Source organism: Methylobacterium sp. Leaf117, assembly GCF_001422985.1.
In the GTDB taxonomy this organism is placed as follows: Bacteria; Pseudomonadota; Alphaproteobacteria; order Rhizobiales; family Beijerinckiaceae; genus Methylobacterium.
On the sequence record NZ_LMNL01000040.1, the window covers coordinates 1 to 17,696 of the forward strand.

A 17,696-nucleotide genomic window follows, 5' to 3' on the forward strand; every position below is an offset into this window, starting at 1 on the left:
GTACATGCTCGCCAACTTGGCCGTCGGCGGATGGGGTGGAAACACCAACGCCGCGACGACCTTTCCGTCAACGTATGCGATCGATTACATCCACGTCTACGAGAACCAGTACACCGTCACCGAGAACGCCGCCCCGATCGGTGCGCCAATCGTGTCCGGCACGGCCGTACAGGGTCAGACGGTCCAGGCCCTCCGGGGTACGCTCACCGATGCCGACGGAGTTCCAACGACGCTGCGCTATCAGTGGCAGCGCGACGACGGAAACGGCAACTGGATGACCATCGATCAAGCTCACGGACGAGAGTACGTCCTGACCCAGGCCGATGTCGGGCATGACCTCAAGGTCATGGTCCGTTACGCCGACGGGAACGGCATCGTCGAGCATGTCGTCAGCAGCAACGCCATCTCGGGGGTGGCGAACGTCAATGACCTACCCACCGGATCGCCGGTTCTCTCGGGTACCGCCCGGCAAGGTCAGGTCCTGACGGCGACGTCCGGGACGCTGGCGGATGCGGACGGGCTCGGCGTGCTGAACTACCAGTGGCAGCGCGACGACGGGCAGGGCGGCTGGCAGAGCATCAGCGGCGCGACGCAGTCGACCTACACCCTTGGTGCGGCTGATGTCGGTCGCACCGTGCAAGCCGTGGTGAGCTACACCGACGGCATGGGCACGGCCGAGTCGGTTCGCACGGCTGCCTCAGGCCTTGTTGCCTCAGACGGCGGCATCGCTCCGCCACCGCCCCCTCCTGCGCCGACCCAGACACCGCCTCCTCCGCCGCCGACCCAGACCACGCAGTACACCGCGGGCGATGACGGCGCGAACGTCATCAACCTCTCAGCTCGATCAGCGCCCCAGCTGATTGCCGCCAAGGGCGGCAACGATATCGTCACCGGGGGTTCCGGCAACGATACGATCAATGGCGGCGAGGGCAATGATGTCATCACCGGCGGCCTTGGTGCCGACCGCCTGACGGGTGGCGCGGGCGACGATCGCTTCGTGTTCACCAAGGCAGATCTGGCCGGCACCACCGCAGCAGGCGCCATGCTCGACCGTGTGGACGATTTTGGCGGCGCCGGTATGCCCGGTGGCGATGTTCTCGTCTTCCAGGGCTTCGATCCTGGCGCCTCCCTTGTCCACATCAGTGCCAGCAACACGCTACACAGTTACGAGGTCCAGGAAGGCGGAACGGCTGTCGGCCGCCTCACCGTGGTTCACGCCGGCCCCGCGCTCCTCTCGGACGACGTCTTCTTCGAGGGCGCCGCGCCGCCCACCCCGCCGCAGACCGCTCAGTACACCGCCGGGACGGCTGGCAACGATCTCATAGACCTGTCATCCCGCGGGACGCGGTCACAGCTGGTTAATGGGCAGGATGGCAACGACACCATCATCGGCAGCTCCGGCAACGACACGCTGAACGGCGCTGCGGGTGACGATCGGATCGTCGGAGGCAGTGGTAAGGACACCCTGACCGGCGGCACGGGAGGCGACACGTTCGTGTTCAGCAGCGTCTCAGGAGCCGGAAACGGCACCCATACGACCACCGGGCGGGATGTCATTACGGACTTCGTCAGCGCACAGGGCGACCGGATCGACCTTGCGGGCATCGACGCGGTGGCGGGTGGGAGCGACGATGCTTTCAGCCTCATCGGGACCGCAGCTTTCACCGCGGCAGGACAAATCCGGTACGTCGTGCAGGGTAGTATCACCGTCATCGAAGGCAACGTTTCGGGAGCCGACGGTGCTGAGTTCCAGATCCAGATTTCGAAGGCGATCAACCTGACTGCAAGCGATTTTCTCCTGTGATCAGAGTTGATCTGTCCGCCCGTGCCAGACAACATCACCTTGCTGCACCTGCCCGCGCGCTCACCCGAACTCAACCCAGTCAAAAACCTTTGGCAGTTCATGCGGGACAACTCGCTCGGCAACCGTATCTTCCAATCCTATGCCGACATCCTTGATCACTGTTGCAACGCCTGGAACAAGATCATCGCTCAGCCCTGGCGCATCACGTCCATCGGATGGCGCCAATAGGCCCATGCATCCTGATCAATGAGAGTTGGTATGAGGTGCAAGATCCGCTTCAGCCATAAAGCGGCCAAACGCAAAACTACGTGACCGACGACGCACTAACTTCACCCTTGGGTCACCGAATGGGCGCAGGCCTGAGCCGCGTGTCTGGCCTCGTTCAGACGGGGTAGATAAAGGGCGATTGTGGTTCCTTGCCCCACCTCAGAGCTGATCGATACGTGCCCGCCTGATTGCTTGACGAAGCCATGGACCTGCGACAGGCCAAGCCCAGTGCCCTTGCCGATGGGCTTGGTCGTGAAGAAGGGCTCGAAGACCTTTTCCTTGATGTCCGGCGTCATGCCCGTCCCGGTGTCCGACACCGCGATCAACACAAAGTCCCCAGCGCCCACATCCGGGTGCAGTGCTGCGTAGGCCACGTCAAGATGCCTATTCGCAGTCTCGATGGTGATCTTCCCACCGTCTGGCATCGCATCGCGCGCGTTCACCGCAAGGTTGAGGATGATGCTTTCGAGCTGGTTGGCGTCGGCGAAGATGGGCCACAAGCCGTCTGCAAGGACCGTCTCGACAGCAATGTTCCCGCTCAATGTCCGTCGCACGAGGTCGGACATGTCCGACATGAGTTTGTTGACATCCACTGGTGCTGGATCGAGCGGTTGCTGGCGCGAGAAGGCAAGCAGGCGATGTGTCAGCGCGGTAGCGCGGCTCGCGCCGTCAATCGCGTTTGAAACGAGGCGCACAAGACGTTCGTCGCTATCAGCCATCCGTTGACGCAGCAGGTCGAGGCTGCCCAAAACGATGGTCAAGAGATTATTGAAGTCATGGGCGATGCCGCCGGTCAGACGGCCAACGGATTCCATCTTCTGTGCCTGGCGTAGTTGTTCGCCTATGCGCTCGCGCTCTCGGGCCTCCTCCTGGAGGGCATCGGCTGTGTTCTGCCACTGCTTTCGAGCCAGTTGCTCGCGCCGCGTCTGCCGGATCGCCAAGTTGGAGACCGCCAGGAGAGCCAGGGAGGCTAGGATTGCCACGATGCCGAAGTCGAGGAGGTTGCGCCGCCATGGCGCTAGGGCAGAAGGCACGCTGATGCCGAACCCAACGAACACAGGATACTCGCCTACCCTTCGATAACTGAAGATTCGCTCAACACCATCAATCTGTGACAGGAGCCGGAACGACCCACTCGGCGAGGACCGGATCTGCTGCATCATGGTTCCGGACGTTGTGAGCGCGGCCACTGAGGTCGGTGGCTCGCGCGCCAGGATTTGGCCGTCCTCGCGGACCAGGATGACGTTATGCTCGAACTCGGGATCAACGCTTCGGTAGAAATCCTCGAAGTAGCTCCGGTCGACCGAGACCGCTGTTACGCCTTCGAACGTGCCCTGACGATCCCGAATGCCACCCGCCACATTGAACACCTGCTTGCCGGATTGTGGCCCGGTGTGAGCGCGCGAGATGTATGGAAGCGGTGAGTTGGCCTCATTCAGCGCCTGAAACCAGTTGCGCTCGGCGAAGCTAACACTCGGATCGGCCGGGTACGTCCGCCCGCTTGCCCGCATGCGACCCTGACGGTCGACGATCGTGATGGTAGCAACTTGGTCGAGTTGGTTCTGCAGGCGAACCTGAAGTTGATGTAGCGCGGCGCGATCCTCCTCGCTCGTCCAATCGACAACGCGCAGGCGTTCCCCGACCTGATCGATTACGAGCCGGTTCGTCTCGAAGACCTTGACGGCATGTTCGTGCAGGATGCCGACGGTTCGTTCGACTCGTACCTCCGCATCGCGCAGGGCGTCTCCGTAGCTCTGCCAGGATGCGAGCGCGAAGATCACCGCCGGAAGGAGAATGGCTGCCGCGAGCAAGGCCGTGCCGGGCTGGAGAATACCTTGCAGGCGCGAGCGGCCTGACCGCAGATTGGACAAGCTGGACTCGCTATTCCGAGGCACGGTCTACAGCCAACGCATTATTGCAATTTCTGTCCTGCCCATGAGGTATGCCCGCGAGGTTTTGATCAGGCAAGGAAGGGGATAGGGACGGTTCTCATGACCCATCACCCCTCTCGACAATGAAATTGGCGCCATGCCCCGCCTGATGAATGCCTTCGGCGAGCGCGACGAACATGCTGAGCGGCACCGTTGCGATGGTCGACAAGGGGCGACGAAGGGGTTTGGGTGCGCTCATGGTTCAGGCGCCTGACCGTCGTGCTCTGCGCAGGCAACGGTGCTGCCCCCTCAGAGCTAAACCGGACCGCCTGGACCTAGCGTACCTTGCGGCTGCGCTCCAGCACTGGCTTGTGACCCTCCGCGTCGAGGGCGCCCGAGGGGGCGATCCCGCCATTCGGAAGCGATCTCATACCCTCCCCGGCCGTACGCGAGGACGGACGGTTCGCGGATGGGTCGCCGGCGGCGCGCTTCATCCGCAACGCACGCCGGGCGTTCCCGCTCAACTCGCTGCGCGCGGCGTCGTGGCGCCGACGCTCGTGCTCCCGGCTTGCCCGCTTGAGGGCGCCAGCCAGAACCGCACCCTTGCGCTTCGTACCGGTGTCATCGGTCGCTGGACGTACGCCGGATGGGGCGGACTTGCCGCGAACCTCGCGGCGCTGCTGCTGGGAGATGTCGCGGGCCCTGTCTCGACGCTCGCGCAGGCGCTTGACCAGGTCAGAGAGGGCGCCGTCGTCGAGGCTGCGAAGGGCTGGGTGGTGTGCCTGCGAGACTAGTTCGTGCTCATCGCCGCTCAACAGGCGTGCCTCATCCTTACGGGTCGCTGACATTCGGCAATGCTCCATCGGGGTAACCGCTCCCGGCCATTCGGGTCCACGGTCCGTCCACAACGTGTCAGACGTCCCAAGAGGGCCGAACCATCCGGTTATCGCGCGAGACGGGGACATCGGTCTGAAGCTAGAGACCCTGCATGAACCCTTTGAAGCAGCAACTGCGGGACCTCTACGAAGGCGAGACCGACAGGGCCCATCGGTTCCGCTACGGCCTTCTCGTCTTCGATGTCGCCACCATCCTGTTCATTGTGGTGTCGTCGTTCATGCCGCGGGCCCCCCTAATCGAGGGCCTCGACGTGCTGATCGGGCTGGCCGTGCTGACGGACTTCGTCGCGCGCCTCTCCATCTCCCCGCATCGCTGGCGGGAGTTCCTGCGACCGGCGACCTGGGCCGACGTTGTCGCGCTGGTCTCGTTCCTCGCCCCTATCATCGGCGAGGGTGCTGGGTTCCTGCGCATCATGCGGACCCTGCGGCTTTTGAGGGCCTACCAGCTCCTCGACCGGCTTCGGGCGGACAGCGCGTTCTTCCGCCGCAATGAGGAGGCGGTGCTCGCCGCGACCAATCTCGCGGTCTTCGTCTTCGTAATGACGGGGGTCGTCTACGCCACCCAGCACAGGTCCAATCCAGCCATCGGCAACTACGTCGACGCCCTGTACTTCACGGTGACCTCCCTCACGACCACGGGCTACGGCGACATCACCCTGTCGGGTACATCTGGACGCCTGATCTCGGTCGTGGTGATGCTCTGCGGGGTGACGCTGTTCCTGCGCCTTGCCCAGGTCCTGTTCCGTCCCAACAAGGTTCGCTTCCCCTGTCCGTCCTGTGGCCTACAGCGGCACGAGCCCGATGCCGTTCACTGCAAGGCGTGTGGGACAGTGCTTTGCATCCCCGATGAGGGAGCCTTTTGAGGAGCAGAAGGGCGATCAGTATTGTCTTTCTTGCAAGAGGTTCCGCCCGCGATTTGTCGCGGTACAATTTGTCAGATCGCCTTAGAAGGCATTTCTACCAATATTTTAATCCATAGTGGCGCGTGCGTGGAGACACGTCCGGGATGAAAATTGCTTCCTATATTGCAATTACGCAACAAAGAACGGGACGGAATACCGGACCGATCAAACAGGAAGCCCAAGAATAATGAATTCAATCCGCATATCTGCTCTTGCTACCGCTGCTCTTATCAGCGTTGCTTCGCTCACCTCGGCGATGGGCTATGAAAGCAATGGTCGCTACACTGCGTTCTCGCCCTACGATGTCGAGACCACGGGGTCCTTCAATGGAGACCGTCGTCCTCCTGCTTACTTCGGCTGCCCGATGAGCTCGGCTGCAGAGGGTAATGCCAATCAGCCCAGCTTCCCTGTCCAGCAATATGGTCAGACTTCCGGGGGCAACCGGTGCTGAAGATCCTAAGAAGCGGTCTCTCGAATGGGCTGGCTGGCTTGTACTACCTGACAATCGGTGCATTCATCTTCATGCTCGTCCTTAATGTAGTCGAAAAATCAAAGGATATTATTGGTATGTAAAATATAAAACATGAAATAAAGTATAATATGGATACTTATAAGTTGATAATTTAATATTATAATATAATACTGAGGCACTTCCTAATCCGAGGAGGTCAACTCAATCGCCCGGCTCTGGTCGGGCGTTTTTTTGTCCCAATCGTATTCTTCGAAAGCAATTACCCAGGCCCTTGCGCGGGTCGGATTTCGCTGATTCCTTTATGGGATGGGGCGCAGCGATCTTGAGCGGTTGAGCCGCGAGGAGCTGATCGAGCTGGTGCTGCGGCTGCAGCGTCCGGACAAGACCTCGCGCACCTCCTCGAAGCCGCCAGCGACCGACCGCAAAGAGCGACGCGAGCAATCCAAACCCGGCGGAGCGAAGCCGGGACACGAGGGGCATAGCCGGGCGATCAGCGAGGATCCCGGCGCGGTTATCGAGCATCGTCCCGACCGCTGTTCATGCTGCGGCGGCGCCCTGCACGGCGATCTTCCCGCCGAACTCGTGAGCGTGTCCGAGCGGATCGAGTTGCCGGAGGTGGCGCCGGTCGTGACGCAGCATCGACGGTTGGCCGTGCACTGCCCGACCTGCGAGGCGCGGGTGGTCGCGCCGGTGCCGGAGGCGGCGCGCGGCACGCCGTTCGGCCCGCGGCTGCATGCGGTGGCGACGTATCTGAAGACCTTCCAGGCGCTGTCCTACGAGCGGCTGCAGGCGGCCTTGTCGGACCTGTTCGGTCTCACCCTCAGCCAGGGCGGTCTGATGAACCTGCTTCAGCGCGCGCAAAGGCGCTTCCGCTCCGGTCGCGAGGCCGCCGTGTCCGCCCTGCGCCGGGCCGCGGTGGTCGCATCGGACGAGACCGGCGTGCGCATCGAGGGCAGCAACGCTTACCATTGGGTCTTCCATTCGGCCGAGGCGGTCGTCCACCAGGCTTCGCCGACGCGGGGCGCCGTCGTGGTGCGGGAGATGATGGACGGCCACCGGCCCGCGGTGTGGATCTCGGATCGCTACACCGCACAGCAGGGCCACGCGGCTGCACACCAGACCTGCCTCGCCCATCTCGCCCGGGACGTCGCCTATGTCGTCGAAGTGAGCGACGACCCCGTGCCCTGGCGGCTGCAGCTCTGGCTGCACGCCGTGTTCGCCCTGGCCGAGCGCGTCACCGACTTGGCCACCTCGACGCTGGCCGCCAAGCGTCGGAGCCTGGATCGACAGCTCAGCCCCATCCTCGCCACACCGAGCGACTGCGACCTGACCCGAGCCCTCCAGGCTAAGATCGGCCGGGCTCGCGATCAGCTCCTGGTGTTCCTCGCCCATCCCGGCGCGGTCGAGCCGACCAACAACGGCTCGGAACGGCTACTGCGCCCGTCCGTGATCCAGCGGAAGGTGACCAACGGCTATCGCGCAATGTGGGCCGCCGAGGGCGAGGCCGACATCCGCACCGTCGTCGATACCGCACGCCTGACCGGTGCCACGCCCTTCGGCACCATCCTCAAGACCGTCGGCGCTTAAACCCCGCCATTATGGGCCTGGGTAATTACCTTCGAAACGCAAAAGCGATTAATCTATTTGATATTTAAAATACTCATCTAAAACTTATTCGTATAATAATAAATTTTTGTCTGGGCTTCAGATATATCAAGATAATTCTCTTTATTTAACAACAATATAACCTTAGGATTTATATTGATTGCGCATTAGAACTTTTGCTTCGTGTCCTGAAGATCCTGTTTGGCGTTGATCCGGTAACCAGCAATGCACTGCTTAATAAATGGACGCCGTAATTTCTGGCGTATACCAATCTCCGTTGCTCGCGATGAGCATCTCTCCTTCCAAGTGGCATGAAAATCGGTCACCCCGGGTTTCGATGCAGGGCCGGCTTGCGCTGGGAGGCCGAGCGCAAACATGATTGCAGCCGCCAACGCTAAAGGTTGATATACATTCATATGATGGCTTAACCTCACTCGATTCAGATAAACACGCGCGCTGCTAATCTAGATTTGCACGCCAATGTTTCTGCCATACAGAAACATCAATCCGAAAACCAAGGCAGCAAACGCTATCAATCCAAAAAGTATATAGAGCAGATTTCTTGATTTGCGTTTTTGCTGAGGGCCATATTGTGGTTCAGTTGTCAAATTCTCATCTACCATAATAAGCTTTCCTTTTTTCAGATGGCATGTTGCAGGTAATCTAGCATAATTTCAGAAATTATGCTGCTTCGTAAAACAGCAGGTCTTGGTTCGGCTTCGAGATGAGCAAGTTCGTTCGGCCATGAATTCAGGATCGAGGGATTCCAACCCCATCCGGTGGATGTCGCTCCACCTCACCGCTCACATAACGGCTGCCGGGCTTCAGGATGGTCAGCACCAGGGCGATGAACGCTAGGAGTGCCGAGACCGCGGCGGGGAACAGGAACGCATCCTCGCCGTAGCGCATCTGCAGGAAGCCGCCGATCACCGCGCCGGTGCTCAGGGCCGCCCAGAGGGGCGCCTGGATCCAGAACGAGGGCGCCACCGTGCCGAGCATGAGGTTGGCGAGGCCGGTCCCGAACCGCACGACGGCACCGGTAACGTAGGTGAGCGCGAACGAACGACCGGCCTCGTCCTGCAGGGTTGCGTTCTGAAGGCCCAGCGCGATGACGATTGGGTAGGCGTGGAGCGGGAAGGCGAAGGTCCCGTGCGGGATGATCAGCCCGATCGTCAGGAACACCGATTGCAGCAGGAGCAGCACCGAGAGGCGCCAGCGCCCAACCCAGGCGGCGATCAAGGTGCCGGCGAAGGCACCGAAGCAGAACAGAACGATGACCGAGGCAACGCGCGACGTGCTTTCCCAGTCGAACCGGCTCACCGAGACACCGAAACGCGTCGTATTCCCGCTCATGAACGACATGAATAGCTGCGAGAATTCGAGGAAGCCGATGGAATCAGCGCAACCGGCCACCGCCGAGAGGGCCAGGGCGAAGGGGATGCGTGTCGCGGCACTCGCCGGAAACGACTTGTTCTGCGTCTCTGCCATACGATCTTCTCTCTCGCTTCAGCGCTGGGGTGTGCCTGTTCGACGGATGCCATCCGCCCTTTCGTCACCCCATGGCTGCGGAGGCTGTCACCGTGGTTCCATCGACATGTGCCGATCGGACGTTGTCTTAAGGATGCAATGCCCCTTGGGGGGGTACTGAGCTCACTCCCGACAGGAGCGATCTCTCGGTGGTCGATTTCTCATGCCGATAAGCGGAAGGCGGGTTCGAGTAGGCCGCGAACCCACACATCGAGCAGGACCGTGCGTCCATGGCCTGGATCGGCAACCTGCTCCTCAGGCGTCATGCCCTCGTAGGCACTGGTGACGAGAAGACGGTCGAGTCCTGCACCCGCGAAGGTCGGACAACTGGGCCGCGTCATAGGAAGGTGCACCGTCTTAAGGCGCACACCATCCGGGCCGTAGGCGTCGATACAGGAGGCACCCCAGCGAGCGCACCAGATCCGTCCCGCTGCATCGACGGCGGCTCCATCCAAGCCCCCTTCGCCGCCACGATGGTCGTACAGCGTCGTGGGCTCGCCTCTCGGCAGCCCTGTGCGAGGATCGAGGGGGACGCGCTGGAGGAGGCCCGCATCGGTGTCGGCGAAGTATCCGGTTCCGCCATCGGGCGAGAAGCAGATCGCGTTCGGGATGGTAAGGCCGCCGTAGAGGCGCGTCACTCGGGTGCCGGCCACGTGGTAGATTGTGCCGCGGCCCGGCTCCGCGTTCCGGCCCATGGTGCTGATCCAGAGGGCGCCGCAGGGGTGGACTCGGCCGTCGTTGGAGCGGGTCACGGTATCATCCGCCTCCAGCGGGCAGAACCGCGCCAGTGTGCCGTCGCCAAGGCTGCGGACATAGAGGCCGTCTTCGGCCGCCAGGAGGTGACACCCCTCATCAATGGCTGCCACTGCGCTCGCCATGACAGGCAGCGGGTAAGCTCGAGCCAGTCCCCCGGCGAGGGGCGCTGCGAACAGGCGCCGCTCCAGAATGTCGACCCACCAGGCGGTATCGGTTCGCGGATCGTAGCAAGGGCCCTCGCCGAGATGGCAGCGAGGCGCATCCAGCATCGTGACAGCGTCCATGCGTACCTGTCTATCCGTGAGGCCAGTGCTATCCGGCTTCAACGACTCATGCTCCGGAAGCGGCAATAACGACCTGTATCCCGGTACCCAGCCGGGCAACGTCGCACGCAGGCGCCGGCCGCGAACTTCAGCGGCGGTTGGCAGGAATATCGGTACGCCTTTGGGTGATCGATGCCGGAACGGTTCGCGGCCTGCGCGCTGTCTACTGGACCGCCGATCAGAGCGGCCGTGAGAACGGCCAGGAAGGTGAGAGTGCTGTAGGTCGACATCGTATCGGGTCATCCATTCCGTTCGCCGGCCGCCGGTTGGCGGCACGGAGCAATCCCTTGAGCAATGAGCCCTCTGAACCTCGTCATCGCGCCGGCTCGGTGTCGACGTCCGTGACGCGTTCAGCGGCAGTCGACGCAGATCCCATTCAGCACCCGATCAAGGTCGCGTTGGCGCGCAGTGCGCGCGTCCGGATCGACGGTAGGAGCGCTTGCGGCGCCTGGCGGCATGGTCTGGCCGGTGGGTGCGGTATGGGGCGCCGTTATCGTCGTCTCGGGGCCGCCGCCGGTTCCGGTCAGCGCCGGCTGTGCAGCCAAACTGCCGGTTCCGAGGGCGAGCCCGAGCGTCAGGGCAAGAAAGCTGGTCGATTGCCTCATCCGCATCATGTCAAAGCCTCCGGGTGTCGGTGACGACTCGCCGAAACGCCTCAGGGCGTGGCAGAGACCGTAAGCTCAGGGGCGGCGACCCGGGCGCCGGGTGCGACCGCCACCGGGATGTCCGCGCTGTCCTCCAGGGGGACGAAGCGGGTCTGTGCGCCGTCGTAGGCCAGGACCTCGCCGCTCTCGATCTCGAAGAACCAGCCGTGTAGGCGCAGGTCGCCCCTGGCGAGGCCCGCAGCGACGCTCGGGTGCGTGCGCAAATGGTTGAGCTGCACCACCACGTTCTCGAGGGCGAGCGCCCGGACATGGAGCTTCGGGTCGAGGTCGGCCGGGTAGGCCTCACAGACGATCTGCTGAGCGGCGTGGCTGTGGCGCAGCCAAGCGGCGACGCTCGGCATCGTCGCCAGCGCCTTGGTATCCAAGAGCCCCTTCATGGCGCCGCAATCCGAGTGCCCGCAGATGACGATATCGTTCACGCCTAGGGCCACCACAGCGTACTCGATGGCCGAGGACACGCCGCCGTTCACCTGCGAGAACGGGGGCACGATGTTGCCAGCGTTGCGGCAGACGAAGAGCTCGCCGGGGCCCGATTGGGTGATGTGCTCGGGCGAAACCCGGGAATCCGCGCAGGCGATGAATAGTGCCTTGGGACTCTGCCCCTCGCGGACCAGCCGGCGATACATCGCTGCCTGTCCTGGAAATACCGTGCCGCGAAACGCGGAGACGCCTTGAACGACCGTATCCATCTGTCCTCGTCTCATCCTCAATCGGTACAGGAGCCGGCCCACCGCGATAAATTTGGCCTACCGTCTGGGGGGGGCATCAATCTGTGCTGGGGTAGGCAGCCGCAGGAACGCGGCCGCCTGGGGAGGGCCTAGTAGCGCGGGCCGCCCGAGGTGTTGCCACGCTGCTGGGCGTAGCCGGGCAGCGAAGGGTTCCGCGCATTCGGATCACCGTTCATCAGGCGGTTACGGGTATGGTGGAGGCGGTTGGTGCGAGAATGATGGATCGCGTCGTGGCGATGGCTGCGGTGGCGAATGTGGTGCTTGCGAGCCTTGTAGTTGCCTGCATAGCCGATCGACGAGCTCGCTCGCATCCGCTCTGTCTGGGTCAGGCCAGGGGCGGCCGCGGTGGAGCCTATGGAAAAGCTGGTGAACATCAGGCCGGATGCTAGAACCATTGCGAGCGTTTTCATGTTTGACTTCCAGTCGTGTGCTCTCAGTCGGCACAGTGCGGCTGTAAGTGTGTTTACGCGATGATGTTCCAGAATAATTTATGACATTAATGTTATGGATTACAGCCCTTGTCGCGTTCGTGGATTTGATAAAATCGAGAATAATTCAATATACGAAAAATGCAGATCTGGCTGGCGTGGACTATATCTACTGGCGCGCGATCCGACCTGGGCTCGCGATGGGCAGCGTTGGCGCTGCGGCATTGGTGCTCTCCTTGTAGATCGGTACGATGACCCGCAGCCATCCACGCGTTTCGCGCCCGCCGTACTGGCGCTCGGCGACGTCCTGAGTGACGTAGGCCTGCAGGTTGACCGAGCCGAAATTGTACCCAATGAGGCCCCCCACCGCGATTTGGCCTTGGCGCCGATAACCCGGGAACCGGGTCGGCAGGTCGGTGGAGGCGAAGGCCACGGGCCCGACCTCCCACTTGCCGAACTTCTTCGTCGCGGTGAGATCCAGGTTCAGGTAGTCGGGATAGACCCCGCCCTGCGGTGAGATCGGGTCGAGGAAGATCCCGTAGAGCAGGTTGGCCGTGAGGTTCAGCCCGTCGCCGGTGTAGCTGGCGGCGAAGCGGTGGCTCAGCGATGCGTTCTGCGTCAGGAAGCGCGTCTCGATCGGCAGGTAGCCACCGAAGAGATAGCTCACGCCAAAATTGTTGCCGAGATCCCAGGCGAGTTGGCCGGCAAGCAGGGACTGACCAATGCCGCTCTGATAAGGGGTCCCGCGCGGGCTCGAGGCCACGACGGGCTGGATCGCGATGAGGTTCAAGCGTGCTCCGAACAGATTCCAAGGAGTCGACCAGACGAAAGCCGGCAGGTTGACGTTCGATTCCGAGTCGAAGGGCCGGGTGTTGCGGGCGCCGAAGCTCGACGTATTGACGAAATAGAGACCCACGGGGAGCTGTGCGCCCGCTGGCAAACCGATGGTCTGGCCCGGCTGGGCCGCGGATCCCGCAAGGGCCGAGCCCGGAGTAAGGATCAGCAAGGAAACCATCAGGAGAACTTTGCTGCTGCGCGGACGACCGATTGACGATCGAGTGGCTTTGGCGATGGTGCGGATCACGCATGTCTCTCCAGCTTGGCTCTAAGGGGAAAGGCACCGCCGGACGGCGATTGGCAGCCAAGCACTTCCTGTCAGACGAGCCCAGCCTGTATTTTAGTCCATTTGACTGGACTTTAATTCTGATTTAGCCGGGAATGATGGAAAGTCGAACGTATCCGGTGCAGTGCATGGCATGAGCTGCATTTAGACTCTCACCATACATGAGGGATGCGTTTTCTAAAGCTCGGTATGAGAAGGACCGCTCGGGCGAGCAGTCCTTCTCCAATATTGATACAGCGCTCAAAGGTTCATCAACACGTTTGTAGAGCCAATCACTGTTGCGATCAGTCCGCCTACAAAGGCGACGATCATGGCGTAAGAAAAGCCTTTTAAGAGCATACGGTTGTCCCCTCTGCCCCGATCAGCAGCGGTTTCCGCCTGAGGTTTGGCCGTATTGCTGGGTAGGGAAGTTCTGCTGATTGGCATTGCCCTCTGCGGCTGAACTCATTGGACAGCCGAAGTAGGCGGGCGGGCGACGCATATCGAAGACGGAGCCGGTGGTCTCGACCTCGTAGGGGGAGAACGAAGTGTAGCGGGACGGACGCTCTTGAGCCATCGCGGACGAGATCGAGGCAACGCCAAGGACAAGCGCGGTGGCAATGGCGGCGATACGGGTCTTCATAGCTAGCTTCGCTCCGATACAGTACGAACTTGTTTCTGGTTCGTTTCATTCTGTCTAAAGCTGATATAGGATCGAGATCTCGTTCCTGACGTGTCGCGAGGCACATGTTGGGCTGGATTAAAATTGAAATCGAGATTTGACTCGATTAGATTGATGCGAGTGATTACCGTAAGTTCTCGAATTGTATTGCATATAATAACGTATACCAGCAAAAATGCCGCAGAGGAGACATGGCGCCATGACGTTTGCTGCTCAAGGCGTCTGCGGTCAAATCATTAGAGCAAGGGGTCAGGCCGCGTGCGCGCGCCTCTCACGGGATCGGCATCGACCTCCGGCAACCAGCTGATACCGTGGCGCTGCTCTACGGATGCCTCGCAGGAATTGATTAACCCCTAACAAATGCGAAGCCGCTGGTCGGGGTGGTCCTTGTCGGCTCTGTGCTGCTGCAACGATTGCAAAATGCGCTGTGATGCTTCGAGAGCGGATCGCAACGAACCGTACGGAGGAGCGCCTACTCTACGCAGAGCGCTTCAGTTTAGATCAGGAAGGAGGCAAAGGTACCCAGAAAGATGTTGCTGCTTCCCCGCCATGGTCTTGGACGAGATGAGTTTGGCTCGCTTTTCGAATGAGGCGACGCGGCTTGATAATCATTCCCAGATGTACGATTGCCCTCCATGGGGGCACCAAAACCGAATAGCGGCATGTCACAAAACACAGAAAATCAGACCACCAACATCACCGCTCTCGCGGGCGATATTGTCTCTGCGTATGTGTCGAACAACTCCGTTCGGCCTGCCGATCTGCCGGATTTGATCCGACAGGTTCACACCGCGCTTCAGGCGCTTACGACAGAAGGCGCCACGGCATCATCGGAAGCCGAGATCGAAAAGCCGAGCGCTGCGCAGATCCGCAAGTCGGTGACGCCAGATGGCATCGTTAGCTTCCTCGACGGCAAAACCTACAAGACCATGAAGCGCCACCTGACCGGCCATCGCCTTGATCCGCACAGCTACCGTCACCGCTACGGCCTTCCTGTCGATTATCCGATGGTCGCTCCATCCTACGCTGCGATGCGCTCGCAACTGGCGAAGTCCATCGGGCTCGGCCGGATCGCCGATCGCAGCGAGGATACCCAGCCGAAGGCCAAAGGTCGTAAGAAGACTACGTGAACTCTTGAGCTGTGATCACCATCTAAAAAGGACTTACCCACTTCGTTCTAGATCAAGCACTTAGCCTGCCGACCAGCATCTAATTCGCTTTCTGGATCACAGTATCAAATCCATTTGTTATATGAACTGCACCTGCCGAGGTAGTTTTTCCAGCCTCGTCATGATGCACCTACTACGCGTAGCGTAAAATTAGAAGTAAGTTCATCCCAGGTATTAAACCCTCAGATCAGCATTCGTGATAATTAATACAATAATCGTTATATAGTATCATAAGCAATCGGAATTACCAATTGTAAGTTAATTGATTGTTAACGATTGTATATTTATAATTATAAGAAATAAGAGGAGCAATATTGGACTGGGAGATATCAAATGTCAGACCAAAGACGCGTCCAGAGGCAGCCTTGTTATCTAGATGCTCGGATCTTTGTGCCTAGAACCAGTGATCCTATCCGCTGTACAATCACGGATATCTCAACTCTAGGCGCGTTCGTGCGACCTCATACTGAGCAATGCATTCCCGCGAACTTCGATTTGTCTATTGGCGGAAGCAGGTTGCCCCGGGCTTGCCGCATCGCTCGTCATGAAGCTCATGGCTTTGGTGTCGAGTTTCTTGACCCTGTCCGGCATGAAGTCGAGGAAATTCTCATTGAAAATGCGTTCAAGGAGGAACTGCTCTTTGAGGCGCTTAGCCCAACTTTGAACGGCGTAGCAACGATGGCCACTGTGCGTCTCCAACAAACGGTGAACGCCGTCATGGGACTGATCGAACGGCGCAACGCCATGAGCTGGCAGCCCGATGCCTTCGAACCTGACCCACTCAGACATGCGTACGATCCGCGCGGTGGTCTCAATAAGGCTTTGGGCCAAAGATCGTCTACACGGCTCTTGGGTGTCGCCTAAAGCGAGTACCAAAACAGACCTTCAGCCGGCTATGTGACCGTCAAGCGACACTCGACGTTTTCCCTTTGTTCCACATGCCAGAGGTCTCGCGTTTCACTGAGCGCATGGGTCAAATGACCGGAGCACACCTGCTCCCGGTTCCGTCCCATGCTGATCGCTTCCCGTTCCGTCCTGCAGCAGCATCGCGAGGTCGCTGCGGTTCTACTCACTTACGGGGTTTTCTTGAGCGGCACCCTGGCTCTGGCCTGGGCCATTGCCTGACACCTGACTTTACAATCAGGCGCATGCTTGGGCCGAAGGCCGTGCCCCCCGCGCTAACTTTTAGATCAATGGGATGGCGGGGACCCCGCCGTAGAGCGCTGCGTGGCCGACATAGTAGAGGGCGAGGAAAGTCGCCAGGGCTACCGCGTAGTAGGCCGGGACTAGCATCGTGCTCCGGGCACGCACCGCGACACGGGCATCGTCAGCAGCAATGCCAAGCAGCACGACGATGATCCCAGAGTGACCGATCGCGTCGACCCTGCCGAACTCGAACACCGCCGAGACGAAGACCGCGGCCAGGATGATTGCGCTCATCCGGCGGACCAGCGGCGTCCAGATCAGTGCGAAGGCGAGGGTGAACTCGATCACGCCAGCTGCATTCATGAACAGCTCGTTCGAGAAGCCCATGGTCATCTCGGGCTTGGCCGCTAGCAGAGGATCGGTCCAGTGCGGGTAGGCCCATTTCTCAACCGAAGCCCACATCAGGGTGATGGCAGCGCTCAACCGGACCACGTCGAGGGGACGTAGGCCGAACAGGGTGCGATCGAAGCTGACGAGTGCCAGGTAGGCAGCGATCCCAAGAAAGACCGGGTAGTCGGCGAGGTGGAAGGCGCCGTAGTTCCAGGTGGCAAAGCCAAACAGGAACACGATGCCAAGGGCAGCGAGAGGCAACGTCTGTTTCCAGATCAGCATCGCGGCAATGCCGAGTTGCAGCCACGGGATCCAGGCGAGGTCGGTCTTCAGCTCAGGAGTGAGAACGATGCCGCCGAGGTTCCACAGCGACACGAAGAAGAAGCCCAGCGTTGCTCGGACCAGCAGGGTCGTGTCCGTGCGCAGTCGAGCTGTGACCCGATCGAGGGCGTTGAGTATGTACGTTCCAAGTGGCCTGCCTTCCATCAGGCAGCCTGCCATCAGGCACATGAGAGACAAAGCAACGAGCCACTCGAAGTCGGCACAAAGCACCTGTTCCAGCCCGCGCGGCTGACCGGCGACATCGTAGGCGCAGAACCACTTCACATGCGCGCTCGCGCCACCAACCCCCAACAGCATCAGGGGTACAGACAGGCATACCGCCACCTGTGAGGGGAGCCAGCGGGAGGCAAGCAGACGCATGAGGGGATGCTCGGGAGTACGTAAGCGGGCACCTGCCCGTCTCAGTAGTCTTATCGAAAATTCCCTTGGACGCTAATAAATTGTTAACCACACTTTTCAGATGGTTAATGCGCCCGGCACCCTTTGCTTAACCCCTGCCTGCGAAAATCAGGCAGGGAGATGCCGATGGTGGTTTTGAGTTTGATGTGTCTCGTGTCAGGGGCCGTTTCGGCTGGCGTCGCTGCGCAGCGGCCTCATCAGCAAGCTGTTCTCGAAAGCATT

Annotated in this window: 17 protein-coding genes and 2 pseudogenes; 6 read left to right on the forward strand and 13 right to left on the reverse strand. The window is 60.6% G+C overall.

All coding sequences use genetic code 11. The features are described from left to right. Both ASF57_RS27340 and ASF57_RS23660 read left to right on the forward strand, forming a co-directional pair. Window positions 1-1,804, forward strand: a pseudogene (locus ASF57_RS27340) (hypothetical protein); the annotation flags it as partial. A 21-nt stretch (window positions 1,805-1,825) separates the two neighbouring features. Beyond that, window positions 1,826-2,032: pseudogene (locus ASF57_RS23660) on the forward strand (transposase); the annotation flags it as partial. Between the two features lie 101 nt (window positions 2,033-2,133). Here the strand turns inward: ASF57_RS23660 and ASF57_RS23665 are convergent. From ASF57_RS23665 to ASF57_RS23670, 3 genes are all read right to left on the reverse strand, one after another. After that, window positions 2,134-3,942: an ATP-binding protein gene (locus ASF57_RS23665; protein WP_162241596.1), complete on the reverse strand. Its 1,809-nt coding sequence runs from the start codon at window positions 3,940-3,942 to the stop codon at window positions 2,134-2,136. Window positions 3,943-4,060: 118 nt separating this feature from the next. Next, on the reverse strand, window positions 4,061-4,201 hold the full coding sequence (locus tag ASF57_RS26120) for a hypothetical protein (protein WP_156376319.1): 141 nt from the start codon (window positions 4,199-4,201) through the stop codon (window positions 4,061-4,063). 76 nt (window positions 4,202-4,277) lie between these two features. Next, window positions 4,278-4,790: a hypothetical protein gene (locus tag ASF57_RS23670; protein WP_056488433.1), complete on the reverse strand. Its 513-nt coding sequence runs from the start codon at window positions 4,788-4,790 to the stop codon at window positions 4,278-4,280. 140 nt (window positions 4,791-4,930) lie between these two features. On the opposite strand from ASF57_RS23670, the gene ASF57_RS23675 reads away from it, so the two are divergent. From ASF57_RS23675 to ASF57_RS23680, 3 genes are all read left to right on the forward strand, one after another. Beyond that, on the forward strand, window positions 4,931-5,701 hold the full coding sequence (locus ASF57_RS23675) for a potassium channel family protein (RefSeq protein ID WP_056488437.1): 771 nt from the start codon (window positions 4,931-4,933) through the stop codon (window positions 5,699-5,701). 226 nt (window positions 5,702-5,927) lie between these two features. Further along, a complete protein-coding gene (locus ASF57_RS27150) occupies window positions 5,928-6,191 on the forward strand; it encodes a hypothetical protein (protein ID WP_244477098.1) in 264 nt (87 codons plus the stop codon). A gap of 327 nt (window positions 6,192-6,518) precedes the next feature. Then, entirely contained in the window at window positions 6,519-7,799 is a 1,281-nt protein-coding gene (locus ASF57_RS23680; RefSeq protein ID WP_056488440.1) for an IS66 family transposase, read from the forward strand. A gap of 768 nt (window positions 7,800-8,567) precedes the next feature. Here the strand turns inward: ASF57_RS23680 and ASF57_RS23685 are convergent. The 8 genes from ASF57_RS23685 to ASF57_RS23715 all read right to left on the reverse strand — a co-directional run bounded on the left by ASF57_RS23685 (window position 8,568) and on the right by ASF57_RS23715 (window position 13,989). Beyond that, window positions 8,568-9,305, reverse strand: a complete 738-nt coding sequence (locus ASF57_RS23685) for a YoaK family protein (RefSeq protein ID WP_056488449.1) — start codon at window positions 9,303-9,305, stop codon at window positions 8,568-8,570. Window positions 9,306-9,505: 200 nt separating this feature from the next. Continuing rightward, window positions 9,506-10,384 carry an SMP-30/gluconolactonase/LRE family protein gene (locus tag ASF57_RS23690; RefSeq protein WP_056488452.1) on the reverse strand — a complete coding sequence of 293 codons (879 nt, stop codon included), beginning with the start codon at window positions 10,382-10,384 and terminating at the stop codon, window positions 9,506-9,508. Between the two features lie 38 nt (window positions 10,385-10,422). Next, window positions 10,423-10,653 (reverse strand): hypothetical protein, encoded by a 231-nt coding sequence (locus ASF57_RS27155; protein ID WP_082504445.1) that lies wholly within the window; start codon window positions 10,651-10,653, stop codon window positions 10,423-10,425. A 120-nt stretch (window positions 10,654-10,773) separates the two neighbouring features. Then, window positions 10,774-11,037, reverse strand: coding sequence for a hypothetical protein (locus tag ASF57_RS23695; RefSeq protein ID WP_348528160.1), 264 nt, complete (start codon window positions 11,035-11,037; stop codon window positions 10,774-10,776). 41 nt (window positions 11,038-11,078) lie between these two features. Continuing rightward, entirely contained in the window at window positions 11,079-11,777 is a 699-nt protein-coding gene (locus tag ASF57_RS23700) for a carbonic anhydrase (protein WP_056488454.1), read from the reverse strand. A 128-nt stretch (window positions 11,778-11,905) separates the two neighbouring features. Beyond that, window positions 11,906-12,226, reverse strand: coding sequence for a hypothetical protein (locus tag ASF57_RS23705; protein WP_156376320.1), 321 nt, complete (start codon window positions 12,224-12,226; stop codon window positions 11,906-11,908). Window positions 12,227-12,413: 187 nt separating this feature from the next. After that, a complete protein-coding gene (locus ASF57_RS23710) occupies window positions 12,414-13,259 on the reverse strand; it encodes a transporter (protein ID WP_082504447.1) in 846 nt (281 codons plus the stop codon). Window positions 13,260-13,728: 469 nt separating this feature from the next. After that, on the reverse strand, window positions 13,729-13,989 hold the full coding sequence (locus ASF57_RS23715) for a hypothetical protein (protein ID WP_056488460.1): 261 nt from the start codon (window positions 13,987-13,989) through the stop codon (window positions 13,729-13,731). 701 nt (window positions 13,990-14,690) lie between these two features. Here ASF57_RS23715 and ASF57_RS23720 point away from each other — a divergent pair. Further along, the gene (locus tag ASF57_RS23720) at window positions 14,691-15,158 is read left to right on the forward strand and encodes a MucR family transcriptional regulator (RefSeq protein WP_056488463.1); all 468 of its coding nucleotides are present in this window, start codon (window positions 14,691-14,693) and stop codon (window positions 15,156-15,158) included. Window positions 15,159-15,638: 480 nt separating this feature from the next. Here the strand turns inward: ASF57_RS23720 and ASF57_RS23725 are convergent, their stop codons facing one another. Beyond that, on the reverse strand, window positions 15,639-15,986 hold the full coding sequence (locus tag ASF57_RS23725) for a hypothetical protein (RefSeq protein ID WP_156376321.1): 348 nt from the start codon (window positions 15,984-15,986) through the stop codon (window positions 15,639-15,641). 396 nt (window positions 15,987-16,382) lie between these two features. Beyond that, window positions 16,383-17,435 carry a hypothetical protein gene (locus ASF57_RS23730; protein WP_082504450.1) on the reverse strand — a complete coding sequence of 351 codons (1,053 nt, stop codon included), beginning with the start codon at window positions 17,433-17,435 and terminating at the stop codon, window positions 16,383-16,385. Window positions 17,436-17,696: the final 261 nt, after the last annotated feature.

Excerpts from the sequence above, each read along its gene's own strand:
- ASF57_RS26120 (WP_156376319.1), bottom strand. The coding sequence starts at position 4,201 with ATGAGCGCACCCAAACCCCTTCGTCGCCCCTTGTCGACCATCGCAACG.
- ASF57_RS23670 (WP_056488433.1), bottom strand. The coding sequence starts at position 4,790 with ATGTCAGCGACCCGTAAGGATGAGGCACGCCTGTTGAGCGGCGATGAG.
- ASF57_RS23675 (WP_056488437.1), top strand. The coding sequence starts at position 4,931 with ATGAACCCTTTGAAGCAGCAACTGCGGGACCTCTACGAAGGCGAGACC.
- ASF57_RS27150 (WP_244477098.1), top strand. The coding sequence starts at position 5,928 with ATGAATTCAATCCGCATATCTGCTCTTGCTACCGCTGCTCTTATCAGC.
- ASF57_RS23680 (WP_056488440.1), top strand. The coding sequence starts at position 6,519 with ATGGGGCGCAGCGATCTTGAGCGGTTGAGCCGCGAGGAGCTGATCGAG.
- ASF57_RS23685 (WP_056488449.1), bottom strand. The coding sequence starts at position 9,305 with ATGGCAGAGACGCAGAACAAGTCGTTTCCGGCGAGTGCCGCGACACGC.
- ASF57_RS23690 (WP_056488452.1), bottom strand. The coding sequence starts at position 10,384 with ATGGACGCTGTCACGATGCTGGATGCGCCTCGCTGCCATCTCGGCGAG.
- ASF57_RS27155 (WP_082504445.1), bottom strand. The coding sequence starts at position 10,653 with ATGTCGACCTACAGCACTCTCACCTTCCTGGCCGTTCTCACGGCCGCT.
- ASF57_RS23695 (WP_348528160.1), bottom strand. The coding sequence starts at position 11,037 with ATGATGCGGATGAGGCAATCGACCAGCTTTCTTGCCCTGACGCTCGGG.
- ASF57_RS23700 (WP_056488454.1), bottom strand. The coding sequence starts at position 11,777 with ATGGATACGGTCGTTCAAGGCGTCTCCGCGTTTCGCGGCACGGTATTT.
- ASF57_RS23705 (WP_156376320.1), bottom strand. The coding sequence starts at position 12,226 with ATGAAAACGCTCGCAATGGTTCTAGCATCCGGCCTGATGTTCACCAGC.
- ASF57_RS23710 (WP_082504447.1), bottom strand. The coding sequence starts at position 13,259 with ATGGTTTCCTTGCTGATCCTTACTCCGGGCTCGGCCCTTGCGGGATCC.
- ASF57_RS23715 (WP_056488460.1), bottom strand. The coding sequence starts at position 13,989 with ATGAAGACCCGTATCGCCGCCATTGCCACCGCGCTTGTCCTTGGCGTT.
- ASF57_RS23720 (WP_056488463.1), top strand. The coding sequence starts at position 14,691 with ATGTCACAAAACACAGAAAATCAGACCACCAACATCACCGCTCTCGCG.
- ASF57_RS23725 (WP_156376321.1), bottom strand. The coding sequence starts at position 15,986 with ATGTCTGAGTGGGTCAGGTTCGAAGGCATCGGGCTGCCAGCTCATGGC.
- ASF57_RS23730 (WP_082504450.1), bottom strand. The coding sequence starts at position 17,435 with ATGCGTCTGCTTGCCTCCCGCTGGCTCCCCTCACAGGTGGCGGTATGC.